The following is a 23,649-nucleotide window of genomic DNA, read 5'->3' on the forward strand; positions in this document are numbered from 1 at the left end:
AAAACTTAACGCGTTTATTTAAGGATAAACAAAAATAAACGTTAGTTTTTACTTTCAGGCCTAAAGTTACCCGTTAAAATCAATAATGGTGAACTTATTTTAATTTACATCAAACTAAGTTACTTGAAATACCGGTTATTGATTATTTTTTAGGTGCTAGTACCATCACCATTTGTCTTCCTTCCGCACGACGCGGGAAGAATTCAAGTACAGTTAACTCTTCTAAATCGTTTTTAACGCGAGTTAGTAGTTGTAAACCGAGTTCTTGGTGAGCCATTTCACGACCACGGAAACGTAAAGTTACTTTAACTTTATCGCCACCCTCTAAAAAGCGCTTCAGGTTGCGTAGTTTTACCTGATAGTCGCCTTCATCTGTTCCAGGACGGAATTTAATTTCCTTAACCTGTATCTGTTTCTGGTTTTTGCGTTGTTCTTTTTGTTCTTTAGCTTTTTCATAGATAAACTTACCGTAATCCATAACACGGAGTACAGGAGGTTTAGCCGTAGGGCTTATTTCAACAAGATCAACACCAGCTTCGTCAGCTTGATCCATTGCTTCATCTAATGTGACGATGCCACCAGGCTCTCCGTCAAATCTAATCAAACGAACTTCATTATCAGCAATACCTGTAATTAACTCATTTAAACGATGTGCTGGCTCTTTTTGCCCGCCTCGTTGTCCACCTTTAATAGCCATGTTCCTCCAAAGAACTTTGTTCCGAGTAGCTGGTGTTATTTTTAACTTAACAACTACTCAGATTAATAAAATATTTTGATGTATGTTATAAACGTTATTATAAGTAATTTAAACGCTAACTGCGAGAGTTAACTTCTTCACTTAGTTTAGAAATAAAGTCATCAACAGACATTTTGCCTAAATCTTCACCACTTCGCGTTCGAATAGCGATTTCGCCTGCTTCCATTTCTTTGTCACCAACAACTAACAAATATGGAACACGCTTCAAAGTGTGCTCGCGGATTTTAAAGCCTATCTTCTCATTTCTCAAGTCTAGTTTTACTCTAAATCCACTTTCTTTTAGTTTTTTAACAACTTTTTCACAATATTGACCCTGTTTGTCGGTAATATTCATCACAGTTGCATGAATTGGAGATAACCAGGTCGGAAACTTCCCGGTAAACTCTTCAATCAAAATTCCAATAAAACGCTCAAGTGAACCTAAAATAGCACGATGAATCATCACTGGGATGTATCTTTCGTTGTCTTCACCAACATAAGTTGCGCCTAAACGCTCTGGTAAAGCAAAATCGAGCTGCACTGTACCACATTGCCAAGCACGACCTAAACAATCCATTAAGGTAAATTCAATCTTAGGACCATAAAATGCTCCTTCGCCTGGTAAATATTCAAATTTGATGTCGCTGTCGGTTAATGCTTGTGCAAGGCCCGCTTCAGCTTTGTCCCAAATTTCATCACTACCAATGCGATTTTCAGGACGCGTTGATAATTTAACAACAACATCTTCAAAACCAAATGAACCATAGACATCGTATACCATCTCGATACATTTTTTTACTTCGGCTTGTACTTGTGATTCCATACAGAAAATATGAGCATCATCTTGAGTAAAACCACGAACGCGCATTAAGCCATGTAATGAACCTGATGGCTCGTTACGATGACAACAACCAAACTCAGCGATACGTAAAGGTAAATCGCGGTACGATTTCAAACCTTGGTTGAATATCTGTACATGACCTGGACAGTTCATTGGTTTTATCGCGTATTCACGCTTTTCAGACTCAGTGGTGAACATGCCGTCGGCATATTTTTCCCAATGACCTGATTTTTCCCAAAGGCTTCTGTCCATCATCATCGGCGCTTTAACTTCGTCATAATCATATTCGTGTAATTTTTCACGAATAAATTTCTCTAACTCAGTGTAAATTGTCCAACCATCGTTATGCCAAAACACCATGCCTGGTGCTTCTTCTTGCCAATGAAATAAATCTAATGTTTTACCAATTTTACGGTGATCGCGCTTTTCAGCTTCTGCTAAACGAACGATATACGCTTTAAGTTGCTTTTTATCAGCCCAAGCTGTGCCGTAAATACGTTGCAACATTTTGTTGTCAGAATTACCGCGCCAATAAGCACCAGCAACTTTCATCAATTTAAAATGATGACAATGACGCATACTAGGTACATGAGGACCACGACACATATCAATGTATTCTTGGTGATGATATAAAGCAGGCGTATCAGTTTTCTCGATGTTTTCATCAAGAATCTGTAATTTGTAGGTTTCACCACGCTCAGTAAACGCATCGTAAGCGTCTTGCCATGAACCTGTTTTCTTAACAACTTCATAACCGGTGCGTGCTAGTTCAGTCATACGTTTTTCAAGTTTGACTAAATCGTCTTCAGTAATTGACTCTTCAAGGTCAATATCATAATAAAAGCCGTTATCAATCGTTGGTCCAATCGCCATTTTAACATTTGGGTATAACTGCTTAATAGCATGCCCTAGTAAATGCGCACAAGAATGACGAATAATCTCAAGAGCTTCGTTATCTTTATTAGTGATAAGTTGTAAAGAAGCATCTTGGGTAATTAATTCACAAGCATCAACAAGATTTCCGTCGATACGACCCGCGATGGTTGCTTTAGCAAGACCAGGTCCTATGTCTAAGGCAACATCCATTACCGATACTGCATTGTCGAATGAACGTTTTGAACCGTCAGGGAGAGTGATAACAGGCATTAATTTTCCTTTATTTCAGTGGCGTCACACACAAAGTGACGCTTGAATATATTTTTAATAATATAAACTATTTCTTTTGGGAAATATTTGAGGTCGCAAATATAGGGGAATTCCCCTTTATTTGCAATATAAAGACAGACTTATCTTTTTGCCATCATTGCCAGCGCCATCGCTTCTGCGACTTTAATACCATCAATACCCGCTGATAATATACCACCTGCATAACCAGCACCTTCACCAGCCGGATAAAGACCTTCGACATTAATGCTTTGCAGTGACTCTCTATCACGGGTAATTTGAATGGTTGATGATGTTCTTGTCTCAACAGCCGTTAATGTCGCATCATTCATTGAAAAACCTTTTATCTTACGTTCAAAGGCAGGTAATGCTTCACGAATAGCGGCAATAGCGTAATCAGGTAAGGTTTCACTTAAGTCGCAATATTTAACGCCGGGCTTGTATGAAGGGCTAACTTCGCCATGCTCACCGCTTTTACGTCCAGCAAGAAAATCACCAACCAACTGCACTGGCGCATCATAATTTTCTCCACCGAGTTTAAAGGCTGTTTCTTCTAAACGGCGTTGAAATTCAATACCCGATAATACGTCTGAAGGATCATCTTTATTAGCAAAGTCGCTAGGCTCAATACCAACAACAATTGCGCTATTCGCATTACGCTCATGACGCGAGTATTGGCTCATACCATTAGTGACTAAGCGCCCTTCTTCTGATGCCGCTGCAACTACAGTTCCGCCAGGACACATACAGAAGCTGTAAACACTTCGACCATTATTACAATGGTGTACTAATTTATAATCTGCAGCGCCTAATATTTCATTACCGGCATTGTCACCAAAACGTGCATCATCAATAACTGATTGCTCATGTTCTATGCGAAAGCCAACTGAAAAAGGTTTAGCTTTTACCGAGACTTTATTTTTAACAAGCATCTCAAAGGTGTCACGAGCGCTATGACCTACGGCTAAAGCAACATAATTGGTATCAATACGTTCGCCACTGGCCAGTGTTAAGCCATTAATACGTTTGTGTCCATCAGCACCTTGCTCTTCATCAAAATGAAATTCGTCAACGCGTTGTTCAAAACGAATTTCACCACCAAGCGCAATAATCTTAGCGCGCATTTGCTCAATCATAGTAACGAGCTTAAAGGTACCAATATGCGGTTTACTCACAAATAAAATTTCTTCAGGCGCGCCTGCATCAACAAATTCATGCAGCACTTTACGGCTATAATGTTTCTTGTCTTTAACTTGGCTATAGAGTTTACCATCAGAAAAAGTACCTGCACCACCCTCACCAAATTGTACATTAGATTCAGTATTGAGTATTTTTTTGCGCCAAAAGCCAAAGGTATCTTTGGTGCGTTGACGTACTTCTTTACCGCGCTCTAAAATAATCGGCTTAAATCCCATTTGAGCAAGTACTAATCCGATAAATAAGCCACATGGACCAAAGCCAATAACAACAGGTCGTTGTGATAAGACTTCTGGCGCTTGGGCAACAAAATTGTAGCTCATGTCAGGGCTTACTTTTACTTGGCTGTCTTTAGCAAATTTTTCAAGTAATTCTTCATTAAGGCGAGTGTCTACATCAAGCGTATAAATCAACACTATTTTTGCTTTTTTACGTGCGTCATATCCGCGCTTATGAACCGTAAAATCAATTAGCTGATCTTCAGAAATTGATAATGTATCTAGAATAGCCAGTTTTATATCAGCTTCTTCATGATCAAGCGGCAGTTGGATATTTGTTAAACGCAACATAGTGAGCGGTTCCAAAAAGAGAAAAGGGAATTTTTCGGCATTTTACCTGAACATACCTCTCAGTTAAATCAACAATTGAAATTATTGCTAAGCTAGGTATGATCAGCTCGAAAATATTTCATCTCATCAAAAGAGTACGTTATGGCATTTGTAGTTACCGACAATTGTATAAAATGTAAATATACCGACTGTGTAGCAGTATGCCCAGTGGATGCATTTTATGAAGGTCCTAATTTTTTAGTCATCAGTCCTGAAGACTGTATTGATTGTGACTTATGTCCGGTTGAATGCCCTGCAGGCGCTATATATCAAGAAGATGACGTTCCTGAAGATCAAAAAGAATTTATCGAACTCAATGCTGAGTTAGCTAAAGTATGGCCGAGAATAACCGAAGTAAAACCCGCACCTGCCGATGCACAGGAATGGGATGGCGTACCCAATAAAATAGCTCACTTAATTATTGAAAATTAAAATCAGCTCAGCAAAATAAACACATTGCTCAATTATTAACTATACTCACACCAACAGGGTCAATGAATAATTGGTGCATTATGTGGCAATCTATTGAGCAAGCAATCAAAACTGAAACCGGTGAGCAATTCACTATTGAAAAAAAGCGCCTTATTTCAACAAGTGAAAGCAATTTAGCTTACCAACTAAGCAATAAGCATGATCATTACTTTATTAAAATTAAAGATAAAAATCACTTCAACCATTTTGAATCAGAAGCTTACGCCCTAAATCAAATACGTTCTCTTAAACAAATCACTTGCCCCGAAGTTATAGCATTAGGAAGCACCCTTGATAAAAGCTTTATTGTGCTTGATTACATTCCATTTTCACACGCTACCGAAAAACATTGGTATAATTTAGGTGCACAGCTCGCCTTGATGCATAAAGGTTCGCCACATGGACAATTTGGTTGGCAACACGACAATTATATTGGCGACACTTTACAGCCGAACAACTGGCGTAGTAATTGGAAAACCTTCTTCTCAGAACAACGAGTTGCTTGGCAATTACAATTACTGAGCGAAAAATCAATAACACTGGGTAACATTGACCATATTACTGATATTTGCCACGACGCATTAAATCATCACGATGTTAAACCTTGCCTAGTTCATGGTGACTTATGGATGGGTAACTTAGGCTTCACAGACTCTTTGTCAGTCATTTATGATCCTGCTTGCTATTATGGTGACCGAGAAGTCGATATTGCGATGACCGAACTCTTTGGCCAACTACCTTATGATTTTTATCAGGGTTACCAAGATATTTTCCCCCTTGAAAAAGGCTATGAGCAACGAAAGCTCATTTATAATTTTTATCATATCCTAAATCATGCGAATCTATTTGGTGGTATCTATATTGATCAATCAAGAGCTTTGTTATCTCGAATTTTATCATTACATTAATGTTAAAATAAAATTGATTGCACACAATAAGTTAAATAATTTAGACAACTTTATTTTTGATTTTGTTAGCGATTTTTACAAATATGAACATACTTAATCATCAGTAACCAAAAGAATCTAGGAGGCAAAATGTCCCAGGAATCAAGCTTACAAGCGATAAAAGAAAAACGTATTAGCTGCCCTCATTGCGGTCATCACTTACATTTATCTTTAGATACATCGGCTGGTGATCAAGATTATTACGAAGAGTGCCCTTCTTGTTGTCGAGATATTCACTTAAATATGCATATTGATGAATACCGCCAAAAAATTCAATTAGCGATAGACAGTGATGACGAACAAGTTTTTTAGTAATTATTACTCGTGTTTTCGCTTCACCATTGTTTTTTATAAAGGCTAAATTCACTAGAGAAACATTGCACAACTGCTTTAAACCTATATCATTCTCATCTTGATCATTTTTCTTCTTAAAATGATGGTTTTATAAGCACTCTTCCCTAATGAATATTACTGACTTTAGAAAAAACACCAAAAGCCTAATGAAATTGGCTTATCCTATTTTGATCGCTCAACTTGTGCAAACCCTAATGGGATTTGCAGACACGGTGATGGCTGGTCGAGTGAGCGCTACCGACATGGCTGCAGTAGCCGTTGCTAGCAGTGTTTGGCTACCCTTAATACTAACTATATATGGTTTAGTTATGGCACTTGCTGCCATAGTATCGCAACTTGCTGGAGCAAAAAAATTCCATTACGTTGCCAAAGCGACCTATCAAACAGCATGGATAGCATTAACCTTAGGTTTGTTGTTGATCGTTTTATATTATGCGATCACCCCCTTAGTCATTGAACAAATCCCACTAGAAAGCCATTTAAAACAATTACTTTTTGATTACTTAGGCTATATCGTTTGGGGGGGGCCAGGTTTTTGTTTATATCTTGTCTTAAGAAACTACTCTGAAGGTTTGTCGCATACCAAACCAACAATGATCATCAGTATCATAGGTTTGTTAATTAATATTCCGGCTAATTATATTTTTATCTACGGTGAGTTTGGCATGCCTGCACTAGGTGGTGCCGGTTGTGGTATCGCCACAGCTATCGTTTATTGGGTTATGTTTGTCTCGATGTTTATTTATTGTTACGTATCAAAAAAATTAAAACATGCCTCATTATTTGAACGTTTTTACTGGCCAAACTGGCTAGAAATAAAAGAAATACTGACGATCGGTTTTCCTATTGCAATGTCATTACTGTTTGAGGTGAGTTTATTTGCCGTAGTCGCAATTATTTTGGTGCCCTTTGGTGCAGAGGTTGTTGCAAGCCATCAAATAGCCATTAACTTTTCAGGCTTAGTATTTATGGTGCCATTAAGTTTAGCTATGGCCGTGACTATACAGGTGGGTTATGCCGTTGGTAATAATGATTTAGCTAACGCGAAAGAAATATGCAATTATTCACTGATATTGTCACTTGTTATTGCAGTTGGTACTGCACTATTAACGATTGCTTTACGCTACCCCATCGCAGAAATATATACGCTAGATAGAAAAGTGATTGAGTTAGCCGCTAGCCTAATGTTTTTAGCTTCTTTATTTCAGTTTTCCGATGCAATACAAGTTATTTCTGCGGGAGCATTGCGAGGCTATAAAGATACGCAGTCTATTTTATACATTACTTTCTTTTCATATTGGGTCATTGGCTTAAGTTTAGGGCTAATTTTAGGGTTAACCAACTGGATAATTGACCCGATTGGTCCTTATGGTTTTTGGATAGGTATAATTTTTGGCTTAACAACTGCAGCCGTATTATTAGCTTGGCGACTCAGTATCATTCAAAAAAGAGTCGAAATGGCGCATTAATAAGCAAACAGTTAATTATTTAAATTGAAATACATAAAACTACTTGCAACTAACATTTCATATCGATAATATGACGCCCGTTGGTTAAAGCAACTAACAATTGCTCGCTTAGCTCAGTTGGTTAGAGTACTTGCATGACATGCAAGGTGTCACTGGTTCGAGTCCAGTAGCGAGCACCAAACATAGGTTCTTTAAGAACCAATAGAGACCGGAAAACCCTAATCAAACAAGGTTTTCCGGTTTTTTTATGTCTTATAGCTTCCGATATAAACTCGTGACATCCTCAAAAAAAAGCAGTACTGTAAACAGTACCGTTCAAATAGCATACAACTGGTACTGCTTTATGCCGAAAGTAACCCCCCTAAGCTCTACGGAAGTCAAGCAATCGTTATCTAACCCAAAAGTTAAAGCTGCTATGGCAGAAGGTAAAGTGTTTATATTGCGTGATGGTGGTGGCCTACACCTCAGAATAAGGCCGAATAAATCAAGATCATGGGGTTTAGACTATGTACAGCCATATACCAAAAAGCGTGTAAGCATCAGTTTTGGCACATACCCTACCGTATCACTGGCATCAGCCAGAGAGCATAGACAGAATGCAAAAAGACTCCTAGACAACAATATAGATCCCAAAAAACATCGGGAAGAATTAGAGCGCAAAGAAGTGCTATCGACTAATAATACGTTCGAGGCCGTTATGCTTACTTGGTTCGAATTGAAAAAAACCAAGGTTAAAGCAAATACCGCAAACGGTATTTTCCGGAAACTCGACAAGTATATTCTTCCGGAGTTAGGAAAAAGACCAATTAAAGAAATATCAGCGCCAGAGGTCATCGAAATATTAAAGCCAGTTGCGGCAAGTGGCATTCTCGAAACTAACACTAAAATAATTCGATATTTAAACGAAATTATGACCCATGCAGTTAACGCCGGCATTATTGACCATAACTCGCTAGCTGGCATAAAATCTGTTTTTGAAACACCTAAAACCAAACATGTGCCAACCATCAGGCCTGAAGAATTACCAAAGTTCATGAAAGCATTAAGCCTTTCTCGTGCAAAACTTGTGACGAGGCTTTTAATCGAATGGCAACTTCATACTATGGTTAGACCCGGAGAAGCTGCAAAAGCGCGATGGTCAGAAATTGATTTTGTCAAAGAGCTGTGGAATGTTCCGGCAGAGACCATGAAAAAAAATCGCGATCATACAGTGCCATTAACTGAGCAAACATTAAAAATACTTGAATCAATAAGGCCAATTAGCGGCCATCGTGAGTTTATATTTCCTGGGGACACAAATCCAAACAGACATGCAAATGAATCAACTGCGAATAACGCAATTAAGGGTATGGGCTATCATGGGATATTAGTAGCACATGGTATGCGTTCAATTGCAAGTACAGCCCAAAATGAACAAGGCTTCGACTTTGACGTTGTTGAAGCTGCATTAGCTCATCTAATTAAAGATAAAGTACGCCGAGCATACAACCGTGCTGATTATCTAATACCAAGAACGGTAATGATGGCTTGGTGGTCAAATTATATCGAGCATGCTTCAACGGGGAATTTAAGCTTAGCGAGTACTTTAAATGAGCTTAAGTTAGTGAATAGCAACTAAAGCTGTACAAAATACCACCCTGTTACGAATATTGCGCAACAATAGGTATGTTAAACACAAAACCTTAGAAATATCTCGCCACTTACTAGTGTAACTTGGCGGTAAAAGCCTCGCTTCACATGCTGTTTTTTGCTCGTTCTTTCAACGGCAACAACCTAATAGCCGGAAAGCTTTTTAGACGAATTGCTAGCTGTGTAAGCAAGTGTAGGAGTTTACCTAAAGCAACACACTCAGGCAAACGTTCTTCTCGCCGAACTTTTTTACTATGGTCATGTGGATACCCATGCCAGTCATCAATCAAGTTGCCGTAATTTTGTAACCTGAAGAAACGACTCACTATTGGATTAATATACTGGTCAGCACAAGTGAAGTCGTAATTATTAGTTAGCACTACAACTGACTTGTTTCGGATTAAGGGATCAAACCCTTCTCTGCTGACATATAGTAGAAGCTTCATCAACGAAAGCATACATTCGATAACTCTCTTGTTTTGCGGTGTATGCGTATTGATCGCGTAACGATGCCCTCAACTTGAAATTCATCATCGACCCAGAAGCCACCGTGAGATAATGAGTCATAAACAGCCTTGTTAAAATTATCAGCATCATAAGAACGTCTATCACCGCGATAAAGCTCTAAACGAATCAATACAGCGTCTTCAATCATTATTTTAGCAAGTCCAAGCCTTTGCAATATTTCAACAACAGCTTGCTTGTAATCGCGCCCTTTCTTACTCAACAACACCCTATCATCAACATGTCTATAATAAGTATTGTTCGATGGTGGAAACGGCAAGGTAAATTTATACATCAATAATCAACTATCAATTGAACGTACAAATATATTCACTTCTAAACATTCATCTTTCAAACAAGAAAATCACTCATTTAATTTCGACTGGCTTTTTTGACCTCTAGCCTATTTAGTACAAAAATTAGTAATTAAAACACGTCGGTCACTATAGACAAACTATGTATTCATAGGATATATTTGTCGGACGAGACAAAGGAAGGAACTTCCAACTTGTCACGCCGAACAGATAAGCGGAGCTTATCCAAATATACCCCCCATAGTATTACCGATTCAAACATTCAAAACCAATAAAACCAAAAACAAACCCTTATATACCAACGCCTACAGCCATGTTTGAAGTATTTACTCTAATTCCTATTAGCTTTTCAGCACCGTTACAAACGTAACTTCTCTGGAGGTACGTGGAAGCGTTGCTCTGTAGAGCATTCGCCTATTTTTTATACAGCGTATTTTGACGGTTTGATACGCCCAAAACTAGCCCCGTTACAAAGAATGTTGCGCGATTTGCTACGAATTCACCAAAGACCAGGCATAAAAAAACGGCTCATATAGAACCGTCATTTAGTACACATCTAGGGTAATTCGAAGATAACGCGAAAATAGAGTCGTTATCTAAATGTCAAAATAACGACTGAATTCACTGTTAAGGGCTTCTGATTGTTCTAGTAAATCATCCATAATTTATCACCCTACATACTTTTTAACTGTTGGTTCGTTTTAGGTAAATGCACCCTAAACGCACTTTCAAATTTTATTGTGGTAGCAAGAAACCACTGAATAAGTTCGGGCCAGTTGTCAATTTCATAAGCATCACATTCTTTTACTATCACTATTTTAGACTGCTTGGCATTATCTTGCCTTAACCATGTAAGGGGTTGACCAAAGGTGTCATTGATAACATCTTCATTTACTTTTAATTTATCAAAAAATTGTTTATTACGTTCAGCTTTACCTCGTTGAAATACAAGTTCGATTCGTACTTCCTTTTTGTTGAAAATTAAGAAATAACCACAACCTGAAACTCCTGCCGTTGTAGAGACCCAATTGTCTTTGCTAGGGCTTATATTGTTGAATAACTTACAATCACTATGATGTAGAACGTCTAACAAACGCCCCCAAAACTCTGACCGTATTTTATGCCGGTTGCTTATCTCTGTTTTAGTTTGGATTTCTTCAGCTTCTTTAGCGTTAATACCAATCATGAATTCTTTGGCTTCAGGTGTCGGAATAATTTGTTCAACGTTTAAAAATAGTTCATCACTCATCGCATACGGCGTTACTTTAAAGCACTGTAGTTGAATGTTATGGCTAAGCAGCCACAAAGCAGTGCTGGTAACTTCCTTACGGTAATTAGCTGCTACAAACACTAACCGTTGGGCATTGCCGCTATTAAGTACCAACTCTTCAAGATCGGAAAGATTAAAAAACTCGCATAAGTTAGCTTTAGCATCTTCACCGTCACAGTAACGGTTCAAATATTTCTGATAAATATCGACTATTTGTTGTTTAGTTAAGCTTGAACAATAAGACGCATATTTTAGCGCCTGCCAAAGCACATCACGGCCACTGTCATCGAGTTTATTTTCAATAACAACTAAGTTGCCGTCTTTATCTAACGCGAGTAAATCAAGACGCTCACGCGTATCATCAAAGCCATCGAACTCTTTTTGAATGATCAACAGCTCTTCACCCAATGCATTTGGTTCATTAGCTAACCATTCTTGGAGATGTGCCCGCTCTGTAAAGCCTAGCTCAGAAAAACTCTTACTTTGAATACGTGAAATACGGTTACTGCTTGAATCAATTTTAAACATGAAAGTCCTTTTAATTTGTTCGCGTTAATTTACCGCTGATTAACTTGATGCCGGAGCACTTAATGCATTTTCAACAACGGCATCGGCGAGGTGGATTTGGGTGGTTTGTGCGTCACTTAGGCGGGCTTTGAGTTGTTCACACAAGGCCATTAGTTCGTCGAGTTTTGCTACGATGCGGTTTTGTTCGGCTAGTGGTGGCAAAGGTATGTTCAAGTTTTCTACATCACCGACTCTTAAGTGTTTTACAGTTAAACCTACCGCATGCTCCGACGCTCGTTCCAATAAATGAGGTTCAGTTAAAGCTAAAAGTATAAACTTGTTAGAAACGTACTCATGCATAGGCCTTATAAGCATTGTTCTTTGGCCTAAGCACCACTTAACATCCTCTGGTATGATTGCAGCCTCTCCCATTGGTGCTTCACGAGTAAACATTATGTCACCACTCTTAGGGGGGCACCTGCGTGACCAATAATCATATGTTTCTTCGTTCACATACTTTAAGCCATCAAAGCGAAATTCACGTTCACGAATATTCGTTGTCCTTATTATTGGAATCCCTGAGTCGGTGTATGGAGCTGTTTTATTGTGGCAATCGACTAAAAGCTGTGTTGTTTGAATTAAATGAACACAAGCCCAACTCTTTGGTAAAAGAAATGGAGCATTTGCTGACTTTAACTTATTAAGTTTACGCAGCATGGTCTTACATTCAGCATTGTCAGCTAAATTACTTTCTAACCAAGACTTTTGCTCAAAAGAAAGTTTCTCTAAGAGGATACTTGCGGGTTCGTCGCTTGGGTTTTGTGGGACGAGTTTTCCCATGACCGCTAGCTGTAAGATGGTTTGTTTTAGTTGCTCTATGCTGTGTTCGGTGGTGAACAGGATGTCGAAGTGCTCGGCGATACGTTGCCAACTTGTTTGGAAGTCATCTGCGTCAGCACCATCTGTAAGCGCCGCTAGTAGCACTTCAACCAAGGTTTGGTGTGCAGTTAGGCTTTGCTCGGTTTGTTGCTCTAACTGGTCACACAAGGCCATTAGTTTATCGACTTTAGCGACGATGCGGTGTTGTTCGGCTAGTGGTGGTAAACATACAACTATTGGATATAACTTACGGCCAGAAATTACAGGCTGAGCCGTTGCACTATCATTCTCATTTAAGTTTGTTGCTTTTAATAGCCAAGACAAATAATCAATATAAATATTTTCTTCAGAAAATGTTGTAACAAATGCATTATCAGTGATCCACGCTCTTACAGGAGTAATATGTACTGAACCACAGTAAAAGCCAACACGGCCTATAACCAATGTGCGCTTATCAACATTATGAGCATCATGATAACCTGTAACACCATTACCACCATAGACAGGAACTTTTCCTTCCATGTTCATTTGTTTAGATGTTAAACCATTTCCTGATGATATTTGAATAATAGATTGTAATCTTGCCCACTCCCAACCTATAGGTAATTCAGTCGTTTTTTCTTCATCTGTGATGACAGGAAGCGCTATTTGTTTTTTGAACTTTTTTTGTGCAATAAGTTGTGTTTTTTCTTCTGCTATTTTTTCAAGTAAAATACTCGCAGGCTCATCATTAACATTTTGTGTGCCTAGCTTGCCACGTACGGCGAGTTCTAAGATCAGCTCTCTTAGCTTTTTTATACCGGTTAATTCAATCTTATTACTTGAACCGCGCCCTACGGCATTACGCTTTTTAATGGCGCTAGTCCAAACATCGATATTGTCGGTAATTAGCTTATTAACATCAGTCATGATTACTTACCATCGCTTGCAAGTGCCGCGGACAAAATACCTTTAAGCTGATCGCGTAGTGCTTGAATATCATCTTGCTGCTTAGCGTAGTTACTTAATAGCTCTTGTGGATCATGACTGATCACTTCGCCAACGTGTGGGTTTTTAATATCAAGGTTGAAGTTACGGGCAATAATGTCGTCAATGCTCACTTGCCATGCTTGTTCGGTTTCTACACGCGAGGCAAAACCGTCAGCCTCGTTACCCCACCAGTCAATTTCTGTTTGAAACTCTTCAAATTTCATTGGTTTGGTTTTGTTGTAGTTTTTAACGCCGGCTGGGTATGGGTGCTCGTAGTACCATACTTTTGACGTGGGTTTGCCTTTGGTAAAGAACAGTATGTTAGTTTTAATACTGGTATATGGGGCAAAAACGCCATTAGGTAAACGCACAATAGTATGTAAGTTACATTCTTCGGTTAATAGCTTTTTGATTTTGGTTTTAACGCCTTCACCAAATAAAGTGCCGTCGGGTAATACTACCGCAGCACGACCACCCTGCTTTTCGTTATCTTTGCCAACAGTTGGTGACGCCAGCACTTCAACAATTAGCTGTAAAAATAAATCAGCAGTTTCACGGGTACGGGTTTCCGTAGGAAAGTTCTTTTCAATACCGTCTTCTTCCGTGCCGCCAAAAGGTGGGTTGGTTACAATAACGTCTAATTCTTCATCCCAGCTTGAAAGCGGTTTGTTTAAGGTATTGCCATGTTTTACTTGTACCGGTACTTCAATGCCGTGTAGTAGCATATTGGTGGTACAGAGTAAGTGCGGTAATTGTTTTTTCTCAACGCCGTGAATTTGCTTTTGTAATATTTGGTGATCAGCAGAAGTTTTAACATAGTTGTCTTTAACATGGTCAAACGAACAGGCTAAAAAGCCACCTGTACCACAAGCGGGATCCATTATGCTTTCGCCAAGCTTAGGGTCAACACGGTTAACCATAAAACGGGTAACGGCGCGTGGCGTATAAAACTCGCCAGCATTACCAGCGCTTTGTAAGTCTTTTAGTATTTGCTCGTATAAATCACCAAACAGATGACGCTCTTGTGAGTCGGTAAAGTCAATTTCGTTAAGCTTGTTGATCACTTGGCGCAGTAGTGTGCCGTTTTTCATGTAGTTAAAGGCATCGCTAAAGGCTTCACGCACGACATAGCCGCGTGGGTTAAGCTTTATTGGTGCGGTTAAGTTTTTAAGATCGGTAAAGAGTTGGTCGTTAACAAATTCTAATAATTCGTCACCCGTTATGCCTTCATTATCTTGTGCCCAGTTACGCCATAAATACTGCGTTGGTATTGGCTCTTGATAGTTTTCAAGTTCAAACTCTAATGCTTCTTCTTGGGCATCAAATATTTTAAGAAAAAGTAACCAAGACATTTGCCCTAATCGTTGGGCATCGCCGTCTACACCGGCATCTTTACGCATAATATCTTGAATGGACTTGATCACTGAACTGACAGACATATTGGGCTCTACTTATTACTTCGGATAATAAAATGCACCTATGATTGGCTCATGGTGCATTAAAAATTGTTTGTTTAAGGTTAACTGGCTTTATCGATTTTACTATGTTGATAAAGCGCTGTTTCTAAATCGGTTATGGCTTGATCATACCCTTTTCTGTTGCCAAAGGCTTGCTTTGCTATCTCCATTGGCTTGCCCATTTGATCGAACGGCTGAACTTTAAGCACATGTATACTTTCTATCTCGGTGACACCTGAGTCAGCGTACTTATCGAGTAAGGCATTAAGGACTGTTTGTGCTTGTTCTGAGTACTTAGTGAAGTAGTTACGCTTTTTAACGTTGTTAGCACGCTCTTGTCGCGTTAATGGTGGCTGGTCAAAGGCGATATGACATATAAGGTCAAACGGGTCGAGTTCTTTGCTTATATCGTCTTCGAGTGCTTGCCATATAACACCTTCGTTGGCTAATTCGTCAATAATTGTTTGTTTACGCTCGCTCGCATTCCACTTACGGGTAAAGTCATCAAGTGAGGTAAATTGCTTTTGAATGGTTTTACGGGTGTAGTCTTTAAACGATTCGGTGACTAGCTTGCCGTCGGTATCGTAATACTGGATACGTTCGGCCATCTTTTTAACCTTAACACCTGATACTTGGAATTTGATAAAACGTTTTTCGTCTTCATCATCGCCCCAGTCTGCATCAATTTCTCCATCATCTTGGTTAGCACCAGTGTCAAAGTCTTGCTCTGGTTCGGTAACTGTATTATTAGCACCTTCACTTGTGTCTACTTGCTCATCACCTGTAAGTTCATCAATAAATGAGTCGTTTTCATCGTCAATAATATCTTCTGGTTTCGACACCATGACTTTAACGGCTTCGCCATCAAACTTCTCATCGGCGAACAGCTCTGTTGCTTTTTTGAAGTCGAGAATGGTAAACCAAAGTTTATTGTATCTGTCGTCAATGCGAGTGCCGCGCCCAATGATTTGCTTGAACTTGGTCATCGATTGAATGTTTTGGTCAAGCACAACGAGCTTACAGGTTTTAGCATCAACACCTGTGCTCATTAATTCAGAGGTAGTGGCAATAACCGGATAAGCTTTTTTGGGGTTAATAAAATTGTCTAACTGTGCTTTGCCTATTTCATCATCACCGGTGATTTTCATCACGTACTTTTCGTTTTTAGCCACTTGTTTAGGATTTAAGTTAACCAAGGCGCGGCGCATACGGTCAGCGTGATCGATATCGTTACAAAAGACGATGGTTTTAGCCATAGGATCTGTACGTTCTAAATAACTGGTAATGGTTTGTGCCACCAGTGTTGTGCGTTCGTCGATGACTAAGGTGCGATCAAAGTCTTTTTGGTTATAAATACGGTCATCAATGAGTTCGCCTTGTTTATCAATTTGCCCTTTGGTGGGTCGCCAACCTTGTAGATCAACATCAATATCAACACGCACGACTTTATAGGGTGCTAAGAAGCCATCTTCAATGCCTTCTTTAAGTGAATAGGTGTATACCGGTTCACCAAAGTAGTCGATGTTTGATACTTCTTCGGTTTCTTTGGGTGTTGCCGTTAAACCAACTTGAGTCGCAGCGCTAAAGTATTCTAGTATTTCACGCCATGCGCTGTCTTCACTTGCACTGCCACGATGGCACTCGTCAATAATGATAAGGTCAAAGAAGTCTTTATCAACTTGTTTGTAAGCCTTTTGGCTTTCTTCAGGGCCGGTTAATGCTTGGTAAAGTGCAAGGTGTATCTCAAAAGCTGGGTCGACTGTTCGCTTCGTCACTTTGGTCATGGCTGAGCCAAAAGGTAAGAAGTCATTATTTTTTGATTGATCGACTAATATATTGCGGTCGGCTAAAAACAAGATACGCTTTTTCTGACGAGACTTCCATAAGCGCCAAATAATTTGAAAGGCGGTATAGGTTTTACCAGTGCCCGTAGCCATAACCAGTATAATACGGTTTTGCCCGTTAGATACCGCTTCAATGGTTTTATTAATCGCTTGTAGTTGATAATAACGCGGCGCTTTTCCACTGCCATCATCATGATAGTCTGGCGTAATTAACGGTAGCTGTGCTGCTGTAAAGCCGCGATAAGCGCAGTACTTCTGCCATAGTTGTTCTGGGGTTGGAAAGTCTGAAAGCTCTATGCGTGATTCAAGTTGTGCTGGGTTCGTTTTATCATGAAAGATAAAGCCATCGCCGTTTGAGGCAAAGATAAAGGGCACTTCAAGCAAACGGGCATAATCAAGCCCTTGTTGCATGCCCTTGCCTATTTCATGCTTGTTGGCTTTAGCTTCAATAACAGCCAGTGGCATATTAGGTTTATGGTAAAGCACAATGTCAGCAGACTTAACGGTTTTACGTACTCCGAGTTGACCACGAACGATAACTTTACCATCACGTAATTTAACTTCTTGGCGTATTTGCTTCATCAAATTCCAACCAGCGCTTTGTACTGCGGGCATGATAAATTTGCTGATTATGTCGGTTTCGGAGAGCTTTTTTTTGTCCATGATTTTGCCTTGGTGTTACTGCTTGTCCGTTATGCAGCATACAAGGTGCGATAATTGTAACTTATTGTCAATAGAAATAGATGAAAGCCACCTTAAATCAAGTGTTTGAGTAATAAGATAAATAAAGTAAAAAACAGTTAACGCCAAGGCACGCTAAGATCAAAAATTTTGGATGTTAACCACAATGGCGGTACAGATTAGTTTATTTAATACAAGAACTAAGAGGCGGCATATTGGCTTTTAGTTTGCTTCTTAAAGTCCCTTAACGAAATTCTATCAATTACTTACGTTGCCGTTATTATTTAGGAACTAAATTTTAAGAAGGTATAATTATCGATAACCAATAGTTTTATCGGTAACCATTTATCTATATAAAGCCCCGGCCTTACTTACCGCTATGTTCCGAGGGTCTGATGAAGCCTTTTTATTCGCCGCGGCCATACATTATTCAATAACATCATATCACCCCTTAAACAGCCGCACAGCTTGCATATGTTCAGCTGTAATCTAAGCTTTCAGTATCAATATAATCAAGGAAGATAATATGACTACTGATGACTTTGACCGTTTGAATATTTTGGCGGATAAAGTGCTTAACGACAGCGCCACCGACAATGAACTAAAAGACTTTAGCCAACTGCTATCAATGTGGAGCATATCGACATCACTCACTACAGCAAACACTTAAGTTGCCCCAATAAAAAAGCAACTGTTAAGGTGGGTGTGGTCAGTGCAAAAGACTGCTGTTGCCACTTTGCTGACCAAATACTGAAATTAAAAAGCAGCATTTTAAGGATTGCTTAGGCACAAAACGGTCATTATGAATTAACTCCAACTCACACTTTATATTAGAAATTGTATCGATATCCGCGCTACTTTGAATGACTGTCCCTGTTAATTTATCATGGGTGTCTTAATAACTTTCTCTTACTCAATATGCCCAGATAGTTCAATTACCTTCTGGTAATCTTTCCACATCCAATAATTACAATTAGCGTTATCTGCATACTTAATCAACTCAATAATCAACTTGTCAGAAAAGTTATTTTGACCTAACAATTGAATACCTGAGAAGGAGTTAGATTGTATTGCTAGCATTTCTTGGGGTACACTATAAGTTTTAGTCCGACCATCCTCATGCCTTTCTTTAGATGTTGTCGTAGTTACGCACCTCAACATGTGCCGAACCATACCACTTAAGGAATAACCAATAACATCATTATCATTAATATTTATCGCAACAGAGGTGTCGCTTTTGTTGGTTCGACTCTTGAGCATATCTTTGTCTAAGTGCTGCTCAATTAACCCGACCATCAATACCACAGTATTTACAAGTGTATCGGAAGCTGACAAGAATTTTAAAGCGTAATCTAAGCTAGCAAAAAACCTATTAAGTATTTGCTCAACATCCCTTAATTCAATATTGTTATTTTCAAACAAAGCCGCAAACAGTCCAATATTACCCTGCTGATTTTCAGTAAATGGATAAAGAAGAAGAGAGCCGGTCTTATATTTATCAAAATCAAGATCTTTGGCCATTAAGTACTCCAACAGAGAAACTTGTGGCAGGTTAATCTTTCGGTCAAAAAACTTTCTCAAATAAAGCTTTGCATCGAAATTTTGACCGTAAACTGATTCAACAGAGTGCTCCAAAACGCTTGTGTTAGTAGCCACTAAAAACGTACAGCCTTTCGCTTCAAAGAAGTGCTTTATGACTTCTAAGACTTCGATAGCATAGGTAGGCTTACATCTATCTAATTCATCAATTAAAATGACTATCGGGATCCTTAATTCGTAAATAATTTCAATCAAATCAGACAAATAGGTTATGTATTCCTTTATATCTTTAACGGCCTGAACAGCCTCTATGTGATTTTTTTGAACTATCTCTACATACTTCTGAGAATCTGTTTGAGTTTTTAAATCAGGTGTTGCACTTACAATTGCTGATGCTGCTTTCGTGCTACCTATAACGACAGGTTCTCCTATCAGTGGGCTCATGGTCGCTAGGTATTTCAAACAAATACCTAGCTTATCTTTCATCTTGTTGAATACTTTCTTGGCTTCACCTTTTTCTTTAGCTTTTCCGTTGGGTGCTTTTTCTCTAAGTACAAACTCAATCTGCTGGAGTAGCTCACTACAGATAACAGCAAGAGGGTTGTTAGAAAAATCACTCTCCCAAACATCAATATAAACTACAGGATGCCCTTTCTTTGCAAGCTCTACATATAAACGCCTAATGAACTCGGTCTTACCTGAACCATATGTACCATCCAAGTTTATAACCCGACTCTCAGTCGTGAGGAAGTTCGCAATAAAAGAGCCAAACTCTTTCCTGTTTGTTTTACACGTATCCCAGTCGTACTGCTCTTTCCAGTCTTTAAACTTACTCGCGTAATCTGAAATATCCATATAGTTTTCGTACAACCTTAAGTTAATGTAAAAGAGCTTTATAAAAGCTATATTTTATCCATTTAAGTCCTGTCCGTAAACCATCATTACATTAGAGAGCTTTATTTACAGGAATTAACGAAGATATTAGCTATAACCTGTGAGGCATTTTTGTAATCAACATCTAACATCGTTATCCCCTTCAATTTAGCTCTACAGATCAAAAAACTAAGCTTTATGAGATATAAGCTCAGTATGTTACTCCGATTAAAATATGCTCTAGGATTGAGTTACAGGGGCATAGAAAGATTAATTAATAAGAACAAGAAAGTATTAATGTGAAGGCTATCATTGCCCCACGGTAAAAAGATATGCCACATTTACTCGATCATAAATCCCCTTACTGAGTTAAAAGTTAGGATTATCATAATGGGCTATTAAGGTAGAAAATCAGTTTACAATAACCTACACAGCACACTCACGCATTGCACCAATTAAAAATTACTGGCATATTCACATCCAAATTAAACTTCAAGAACAAAAATGAAAGCAATAACAATACTGTTCTTCACATCATTAGTCACCACTTCAACCTTAGCAGCCAACCAAGAAGTTCAATCATTTGGTAAAGCTAAAAAGATCTTAGAAAAGCAGGTTTACAACAATTACCGCAAGACTCTCTATTGTGGTGCTACTTTTGATGCTAAGAAAAAGGTAAAACCACCAAAAGGCTTCACTACGACTAAATATGTTAAGCGGGCTAAAAAAGTCGAATGGGAACATGTTGTGCCGGCTGAAAACTTTGGCCGTACCTTTAGTGAGTGGCGTGATGGCCATAAAAAGTGTATTGGTAATAAAGGCAAAGCATTTAAAGGCCGTAAGTGCGCTGAGAAAGTAAATACTGAATATCGTTACATGCAAGCCGACATGTTTAACCTTTACCCTGCTATTGGAGCTGTGAACGCATTAAGAAGTAATTATAACTTCACCATGCTACCTAATGTAAAAAGTGACTTTGGTAGTTGCACCATGAAAATAGATAACCATAAAGCAGAACCGCCTGAAGCTGCTAGAGGTCAAATAGCTCGCACGTATCTATATATGGAAGGCACTTATAAGCGATATAACATGAGTAAACCACAGCGCCAGCTTATGAATGCTTGGGATAAAATGTACCCTGTAAATGCTTGGGAGTGTGCGAGAGCTAAGAAGATCACTGGCATACAGCAAAGCGATAACGATATTGTCAAAAGCAGGTGTAAGTCTGCTGGTGTTTGGTAATTGTATACCTCAGTAGTGCTTAATATAAGATATTACTGTTACCAACTAAGGGCTAGTAATGCCACATTACTGACATATTATAGGTACTAAACCGTACTTTTGAGACGGTTTTTTAGTACCACTAGCAGACGGTCGTAGTGGATGCAGGATTAGACGTCTAATGAGCATACTAAGCTTCAATTATGCTTTTAGAAAGCTTCATTACGTAAAAAGGAACGTTTTACTTTTTTGGTATCAACTTTGGAATGACTAAGCCATCTTGTGGCTTTTTCATCTCTTCATGATGTATCGCAAGAGATAGATATATCAATGCATCTTTAGCCAACGTCAGAAGCTTCAGAGTCAGCTTTTCAAATTCCTCCACGCCAATTACCAACGCATAATTGGACATGCGATTTTTTTCATCTAAATCCTGTTCAAGTCTAACAATACGCTTTTCTAACGCCAATATTTGGTTGTCCAGATCCGAAGATGGATCTTTCAGTTTTGCTTTGCGTAGTTGTTGCAGTTCCGAACGTATTCTATCGATATCGGAAACGTGGTTATCAATGGCATCTTGGTCGTTACTGAAATGTCCAACATGTCTGTGGCAAAAGTTATCCACCAGTTTAAGGGAGCGATGTTCCATCGCATTCCTGATTCTGAAAAGACGCTGAGTGTCTGGATCAAACCAATAAGACAAATCTTCGTCTTCTGGAGTATTCCTATTACCTTGTCTTATCTCATGAGAAAGGAAGTATAAGGCCCTGAAGTGTTCGTTATCGCTATTTTCAAACATATCCTTCAAGTGTTGATTGCCTGGTTTGAACCAAAGGGTTTTGAAATCTACTTTGTGATCATTCTGTGTTCCATCAATTCTGTAAAAACGGTGAAGAAAAAATGAAATCTTGTCGAAGATGGAATAGTTGATCCTGAAGCAAGATTTGAGATGATTGGTTTTTAAATTGTTTATCTCGTAATCTAGCGTGTCAACGTGTTCGAATGTTGAGTTAAAGAAATGCTCGTCGAACAAGGGAATAGAGCTTCCCATATAGGCCAAATATCTTGCGTAACAATAGTCTGTTTTGAGTTCGTCGAAGTGGCCGTGGAAACCAAGCTCTTCTGAAGAGGTAAGGAGTGGATTAATACGAGCCGAAAAGTCAGGCAAGCTTAATATGTCATGATTAACGACTTCTGCCGTTGAAATTGCATTCAACTCATTTACGAATAGTCGATGCTCAGCACACCAAGCGAAGTACTCCTTCTCTTTTCTGGTATCGAACATAGTACCAGGGAGATCTTCAAGTTCAGCATAATCGGAACCGATTTTTTGCTCTTCCTGCTGAAACCAATTCAAAAAATGCTGAAAAAACGGGTCACTCTGAATTGCTGCTCGCTGTATTGGTGCGAACTCATTGATCCTGGCTAACGCTTCTTCGTAGCATCTGGCTGATTCTCGGTAAAGATAAAAAGCATGACCGCCATCATAAACACTTTCTGCCAAACGATAAACGCATCTGGCTCTTCCCATAACAGCGTAAACGTTTCCAGATTTTATCGGGTGCTCATATGCTGCAAGTGCCTCTAATCGACGACCTTGATAATCGAGTTCATTTGCCAAATTCGTCTGAAGCCTACTTTTGAGTTCATCAAAGGCCAGTATCTCGTTTTGGGTGTATAAACCTGTAAACCTTTCTTGCTCAATTAAACTAGCCTCCGCCATTGCTTTGCGAAAGTTAAGAAGCGCCAGGCCGGATGTTTTGCTGCCAAACTGATTGTCACGTCGAGAAGCCACATGGCTGTAACCAGAACCTATGTTGTAGTAAATGTGAAGTCTGATTAATGCAGAAGAATGCGTATATGAGACAAGCTCACGGCAAATCGATATGATTCCATCAAAATCATTTGCATCGCAAAGTTCATCTATCTTTTCTGATTTCGCATGATGCTTTTCAATCGTGATTTGCTGCTTTCCATCCATGTTCAAGTATCACTATGATCAATATTTATTGGGCTGATGGTAGCACAAAAGGTGCTGGCTGTACGTCTGCAATTCGCTCTAAGGAGACATTAATATTTTCAATCCCTTACGCCAACTAATCGTACCAAGCGAACATAAGGCTAGCATTAGCCAAAGACGTGTTGAAGCTTAAAATTTAATATTTTTCCCATAAT

18 protein-coding genes and 1 tRNA gene are annotated in these 23,649 nt (G+C 39.0%); 8 read left to right on the forward strand and 11 right to left on the reverse strand.

What is annotated here, in order from left to right; genetic code table 11:
* Positions 1–142: 142 nt before the first annotated feature.
* The 3 genes from infC to H4J70_RS01535 form a co-directional block, all read right to left on the reverse strand.
* Complete coding sequence (gene infC, locus H4J70_RS01525; RefSeq protein WP_070373746.1) at positions 143–697, reverse strand: translation initiation factor IF-3; 555 nt, start codon at positions 695–697, stop codon at positions 143–145.
* Positions 698–812: 115 nt separating this feature from the next.
* Positions 813–2,723, reverse strand: coding sequence for a threonine--tRNA ligase (gene thrS / locus H4J70_RS01530; RefSeq protein WP_070373747.1), 1,911 nt, complete (start codon positions 2,721–2,723; stop codon positions 813–815).
* 140 nt (positions 2,724–2,863) lie between these two features.
* Positions 2,864–4,507, reverse strand: a complete 1,644-nt coding sequence (locus tag H4J70_RS01535) for an NAD(P)/FAD-dependent oxidoreductase (RefSeq protein WP_182218015.1) — start codon at positions 4,505–4,507, stop codon at positions 2,864–2,866.
* 141 nt (positions 4,508–4,648) lie between these two features.
* Between H4J70_RS01535 and fdxA the strand changes: the two genes are divergently transcribed.
* The 6 genes from fdxA to H4J70_RS01565 all read left to right on the forward strand — a co-directional run bounded on the left by fdxA (position 4,649) and on the right by H4J70_RS01565 (position 9,405).
* Positions 4,649–4,978 carry a ferredoxin FdxA gene (fdxA, locus tag H4J70_RS01540; protein ID WP_182218013.1) on the forward strand — a complete coding sequence of 110 codons (330 nt, stop codon included), beginning with the start codon at positions 4,649–4,651 and terminating at the stop codon, positions 4,976–4,978.
* 80 nt (positions 4,979–5,058) lie between these two features.
* Complete coding sequence (locus H4J70_RS01545) at positions 5,059–5,925, forward strand: fructosamine kinase family protein (RefSeq protein WP_182244491.1); 867 nt, start codon at positions 5,059–5,061, stop codon at positions 5,923–5,925.
* A gap of 129 nt (positions 5,926–6,054) precedes the next feature.
* Positions 6,055–6,276, forward strand: a complete 222-nt coding sequence (locus H4J70_RS01550; protein WP_182172011.1) for a CPXCG motif-containing cysteine-rich protein — start codon at positions 6,055–6,057, stop codon at positions 6,274–6,276.
* 149 nt (positions 6,277–6,425) lie between these two features.
* Entirely contained in the window at positions 6,426–7,787 is a 1,362-nt protein-coding gene (locus tag H4J70_RS01555; protein ID WP_070373752.1) for an MATE family efflux transporter, read from the forward strand.
* Between the two features lie 102 nt (positions 7,788–7,889).
* A tRNA-Val gene (locus H4J70_RS01560) sits at positions 7,890–7,966 on the forward strand.
* 164 nt (positions 7,967–8,130) lie between these two features.
* Entirely contained in the window at positions 8,131–9,405 is a 1,275-nt protein-coding gene (locus tag H4J70_RS01565) for a tyrosine-type recombinase/integrase (RefSeq protein ID WP_182244478.1), read from the forward strand.
* A gap of 115 nt (positions 9,406–9,520) precedes the next feature.
* Here H4J70_RS01565 and H4J70_RS01570 read toward each other — a convergent pair whose 3' ends face one another.
* From H4J70_RS01570 to hsdR, 6 genes are all read right to left on the reverse strand, one after another.
* On the reverse strand, positions 9,521–9,796 hold the full coding sequence (locus tag H4J70_RS01570; RefSeq protein ID WP_182244479.1) for a hypothetical protein: 276 nt from the start codon (positions 9,794–9,796) through the stop codon (positions 9,521–9,523).
* Between the two features lie 65 nt (positions 9,797–9,861).
* A complete protein-coding gene (locus tag H4J70_RS01575; protein WP_182244480.1) occupies positions 9,862–10,215 on the reverse strand; it encodes a RusA family crossover junction endodeoxyribonuclease in 354 nt (117 codons plus the stop codon).
* Between the two features lie 692 nt (positions 10,216–10,907).
* A complete protein-coding gene (locus H4J70_RS01580) occupies positions 10,908–12,032 on the reverse strand; it encodes a DUF4268 domain-containing protein (RefSeq protein ID WP_182244481.1) in 1,125 nt (374 codons plus the stop codon).
* Between the two features lie 39 nt (positions 12,033–12,071).
* The gene (locus H4J70_RS01585) at positions 12,072–13,799 is read right to left on the reverse strand and encodes a restriction endonuclease subunit S (RefSeq protein ID WP_182250529.1); all 1,728 of its coding nucleotides are present in this window, start codon (positions 13,797–13,799) and stop codon (positions 12,072–12,074) included.
* A 2-nt stretch (positions 13,800–13,801) separates the two neighbouring features.
* Complete coding sequence (locus H4J70_RS01590; protein ID WP_182244483.1) at positions 13,802–15,298, reverse strand: type I restriction-modification system subunit M; 1,497 nt, start codon at positions 15,296–15,298, stop codon at positions 13,802–13,804.
* Positions 15,299–15,378: 80 nt separating this feature from the next.
* The gene (gene hsdR, locus H4J70_RS01595) at positions 15,379–17,823 is read right to left on the reverse strand and encodes an EcoAI/FtnUII family type I restriction enzme subunit R (RefSeq protein WP_182244484.1); all 2,445 of its coding nucleotides are present in this window, start codon (positions 17,821–17,823) and stop codon (positions 15,379–15,381) included.
* 544 nt (positions 17,824–18,367) lie between these two features.
* Here hsdR and H4J70_RS01600 point away from each other — a divergent pair.
* Positions 18,368–18,511 (forward strand): hypothetical protein, encoded by a 144-nt coding sequence (locus H4J70_RS01600; RefSeq protein WP_182244485.1) that lies wholly within the window; start codon positions 18,368–18,370, stop codon positions 18,509–18,511.
* Positions 18,512–18,750: 239 nt separating this feature from the next.
* Here H4J70_RS01600 and H4J70_RS01605 read toward each other — a convergent pair whose 3' ends face one another.
* Positions 18,751–20,235, reverse strand: coding sequence for a P-loop NTPase fold protein (locus H4J70_RS01605; protein ID WP_182244486.1), 1,485 nt, complete (start codon positions 20,233–20,235; stop codon positions 18,751–18,753).
* A 522-nt stretch (positions 20,236–20,757) separates the two neighbouring features.
* On the opposite strand from H4J70_RS01605, the gene H4J70_RS01610 reads away from it, so the two are divergent.
* On the forward strand, positions 20,758–21,495 hold the full coding sequence (locus H4J70_RS01610) for an endonuclease (protein ID WP_182244487.1): 738 nt from the start codon (positions 20,758–20,760) through the stop codon (positions 21,493–21,495).
* Positions 21,496–21,715: 220 nt separating this feature from the next.
* Here the strand turns inward: H4J70_RS01610 and H4J70_RS01615 are convergent, their stop codons facing one another.
* The gene (locus H4J70_RS01615; protein WP_182244488.1) at positions 21,716–23,455 is read right to left on the reverse strand and encodes an LA2681 family HEPN domain-containing protein; all 1,740 of its coding nucleotides are present in this window, start codon (positions 23,453–23,455) and stop codon (positions 21,716–21,718) included.
* Positions 23,456–23,649 lie beyond the last annotated feature (194 nt).

The organism is Colwellia sp. BRX8-9 (assembly GCF_014077245.1).
Taxonomy (GTDB): Bacteria; Pseudomonadota; Gammaproteobacteria; order Enterobacterales; family Alteromonadaceae; genus Colwellia_A.

Excerpts from the sequence above, each read along its gene's own strand:
- infC (WP_070373746.1), bottom strand. The coding sequence starts at position 697 with ATGGCTATTAAAGGTGGACAACGAGGCGGGCAAAAAGAGCCAGCACAT.
- thrS (WP_070373747.1), bottom strand. The coding sequence starts at position 2,723 with ATGCCTGTTATCACTCTCCCTGACGGTTCAAAACGTTCATTCGACAAT.
- H4J70_RS01535 (WP_182218015.1), bottom strand. The coding sequence starts at position 4,507 with ATGTTGCGTTTAACAAATATCCAACTGCCGCTTGATCATGAAGAAGCT.
- fdxA (WP_182218013.1), top strand. The coding sequence starts at position 4,649 with ATGGCATTTGTAGTTACCGACAATTGTATAAAATGTAAATATACCGAC.
- H4J70_RS01545 (WP_182244491.1), top strand. The coding sequence starts at position 5,059 with ATGTGGCAATCTATTGAGCAAGCAATCAAAACTGAAACCGGTGAGCAA.
- H4J70_RS01550 (WP_182172011.1), top strand. The coding sequence starts at position 6,055 with ATGTCCCAGGAATCAAGCTTACAAGCGATAAAAGAAAAACGTATTAGC.
- H4J70_RS01555 (WP_070373752.1), top strand. The coding sequence starts at position 6,426 with ATGAATATTACTGACTTTAGAAAAAACACCAAAAGCCTAATGAAATTG.
- H4J70_RS01565 (WP_182244478.1), top strand. The coding sequence starts at position 8,131 with ATGCCGAAAGTAACCCCCCTAAGCTCTACGGAAGTCAAGCAATCGTTA.
- H4J70_RS01575 (WP_182244480.1), bottom strand. The coding sequence starts at position 10,215 with ATGTATAAATTTACCTTGCCGTTTCCACCATCGAACAATACTTATTAT.
- H4J70_RS01580 (WP_182244481.1), bottom strand. The coding sequence starts at position 12,032 with ATGTTTAAAATTGATTCAAGCAGTAACCGTATTTCACGTATTCAAAGT.
- H4J70_RS01585 (WP_182250529.1), bottom strand. The coding sequence starts at position 13,799 with ATGACTGATGTTAATAAGCTAATTACCGACAATATCGATGTTTGGACT.
- H4J70_RS01590 (WP_182244483.1), bottom strand. The coding sequence starts at position 15,298 with ATGTCTGTCAGTTCAGTGATCAAGTCCATTCAAGATATTATGCGTAAA.
- hsdR (WP_182244484.1), bottom strand. The coding sequence starts at position 17,823 with ATGGACAAAAAAAAGCTCTCCGAAACCGACATAATCAGCAAATTTATC.
- H4J70_RS01600 (WP_182244485.1), top strand. The coding sequence starts at position 18,368 with ATGACTACTGATGACTTTGACCGTTTGAATATTTTGGCGGATAAAGTG.
- H4J70_RS01605 (WP_182244486.1), bottom strand. The coding sequence starts at position 20,235 with ATGGATATTTCAGATTACGCGAGTAAGTTTAAAGACTGGAAAGAGCAG.
- H4J70_RS01610 (WP_182244487.1), top strand. The coding sequence starts at position 20,758 with ATGAAAGCAATAACAATACTGTTCTTCACATCATTAGTCACCACTTCA.
- H4J70_RS01615 (WP_182244488.1), bottom strand. The coding sequence starts at position 23,455 with ATGGATGGAAAGCAGCAAATCACGATTGAAAAGCATCATGCGAAATCA.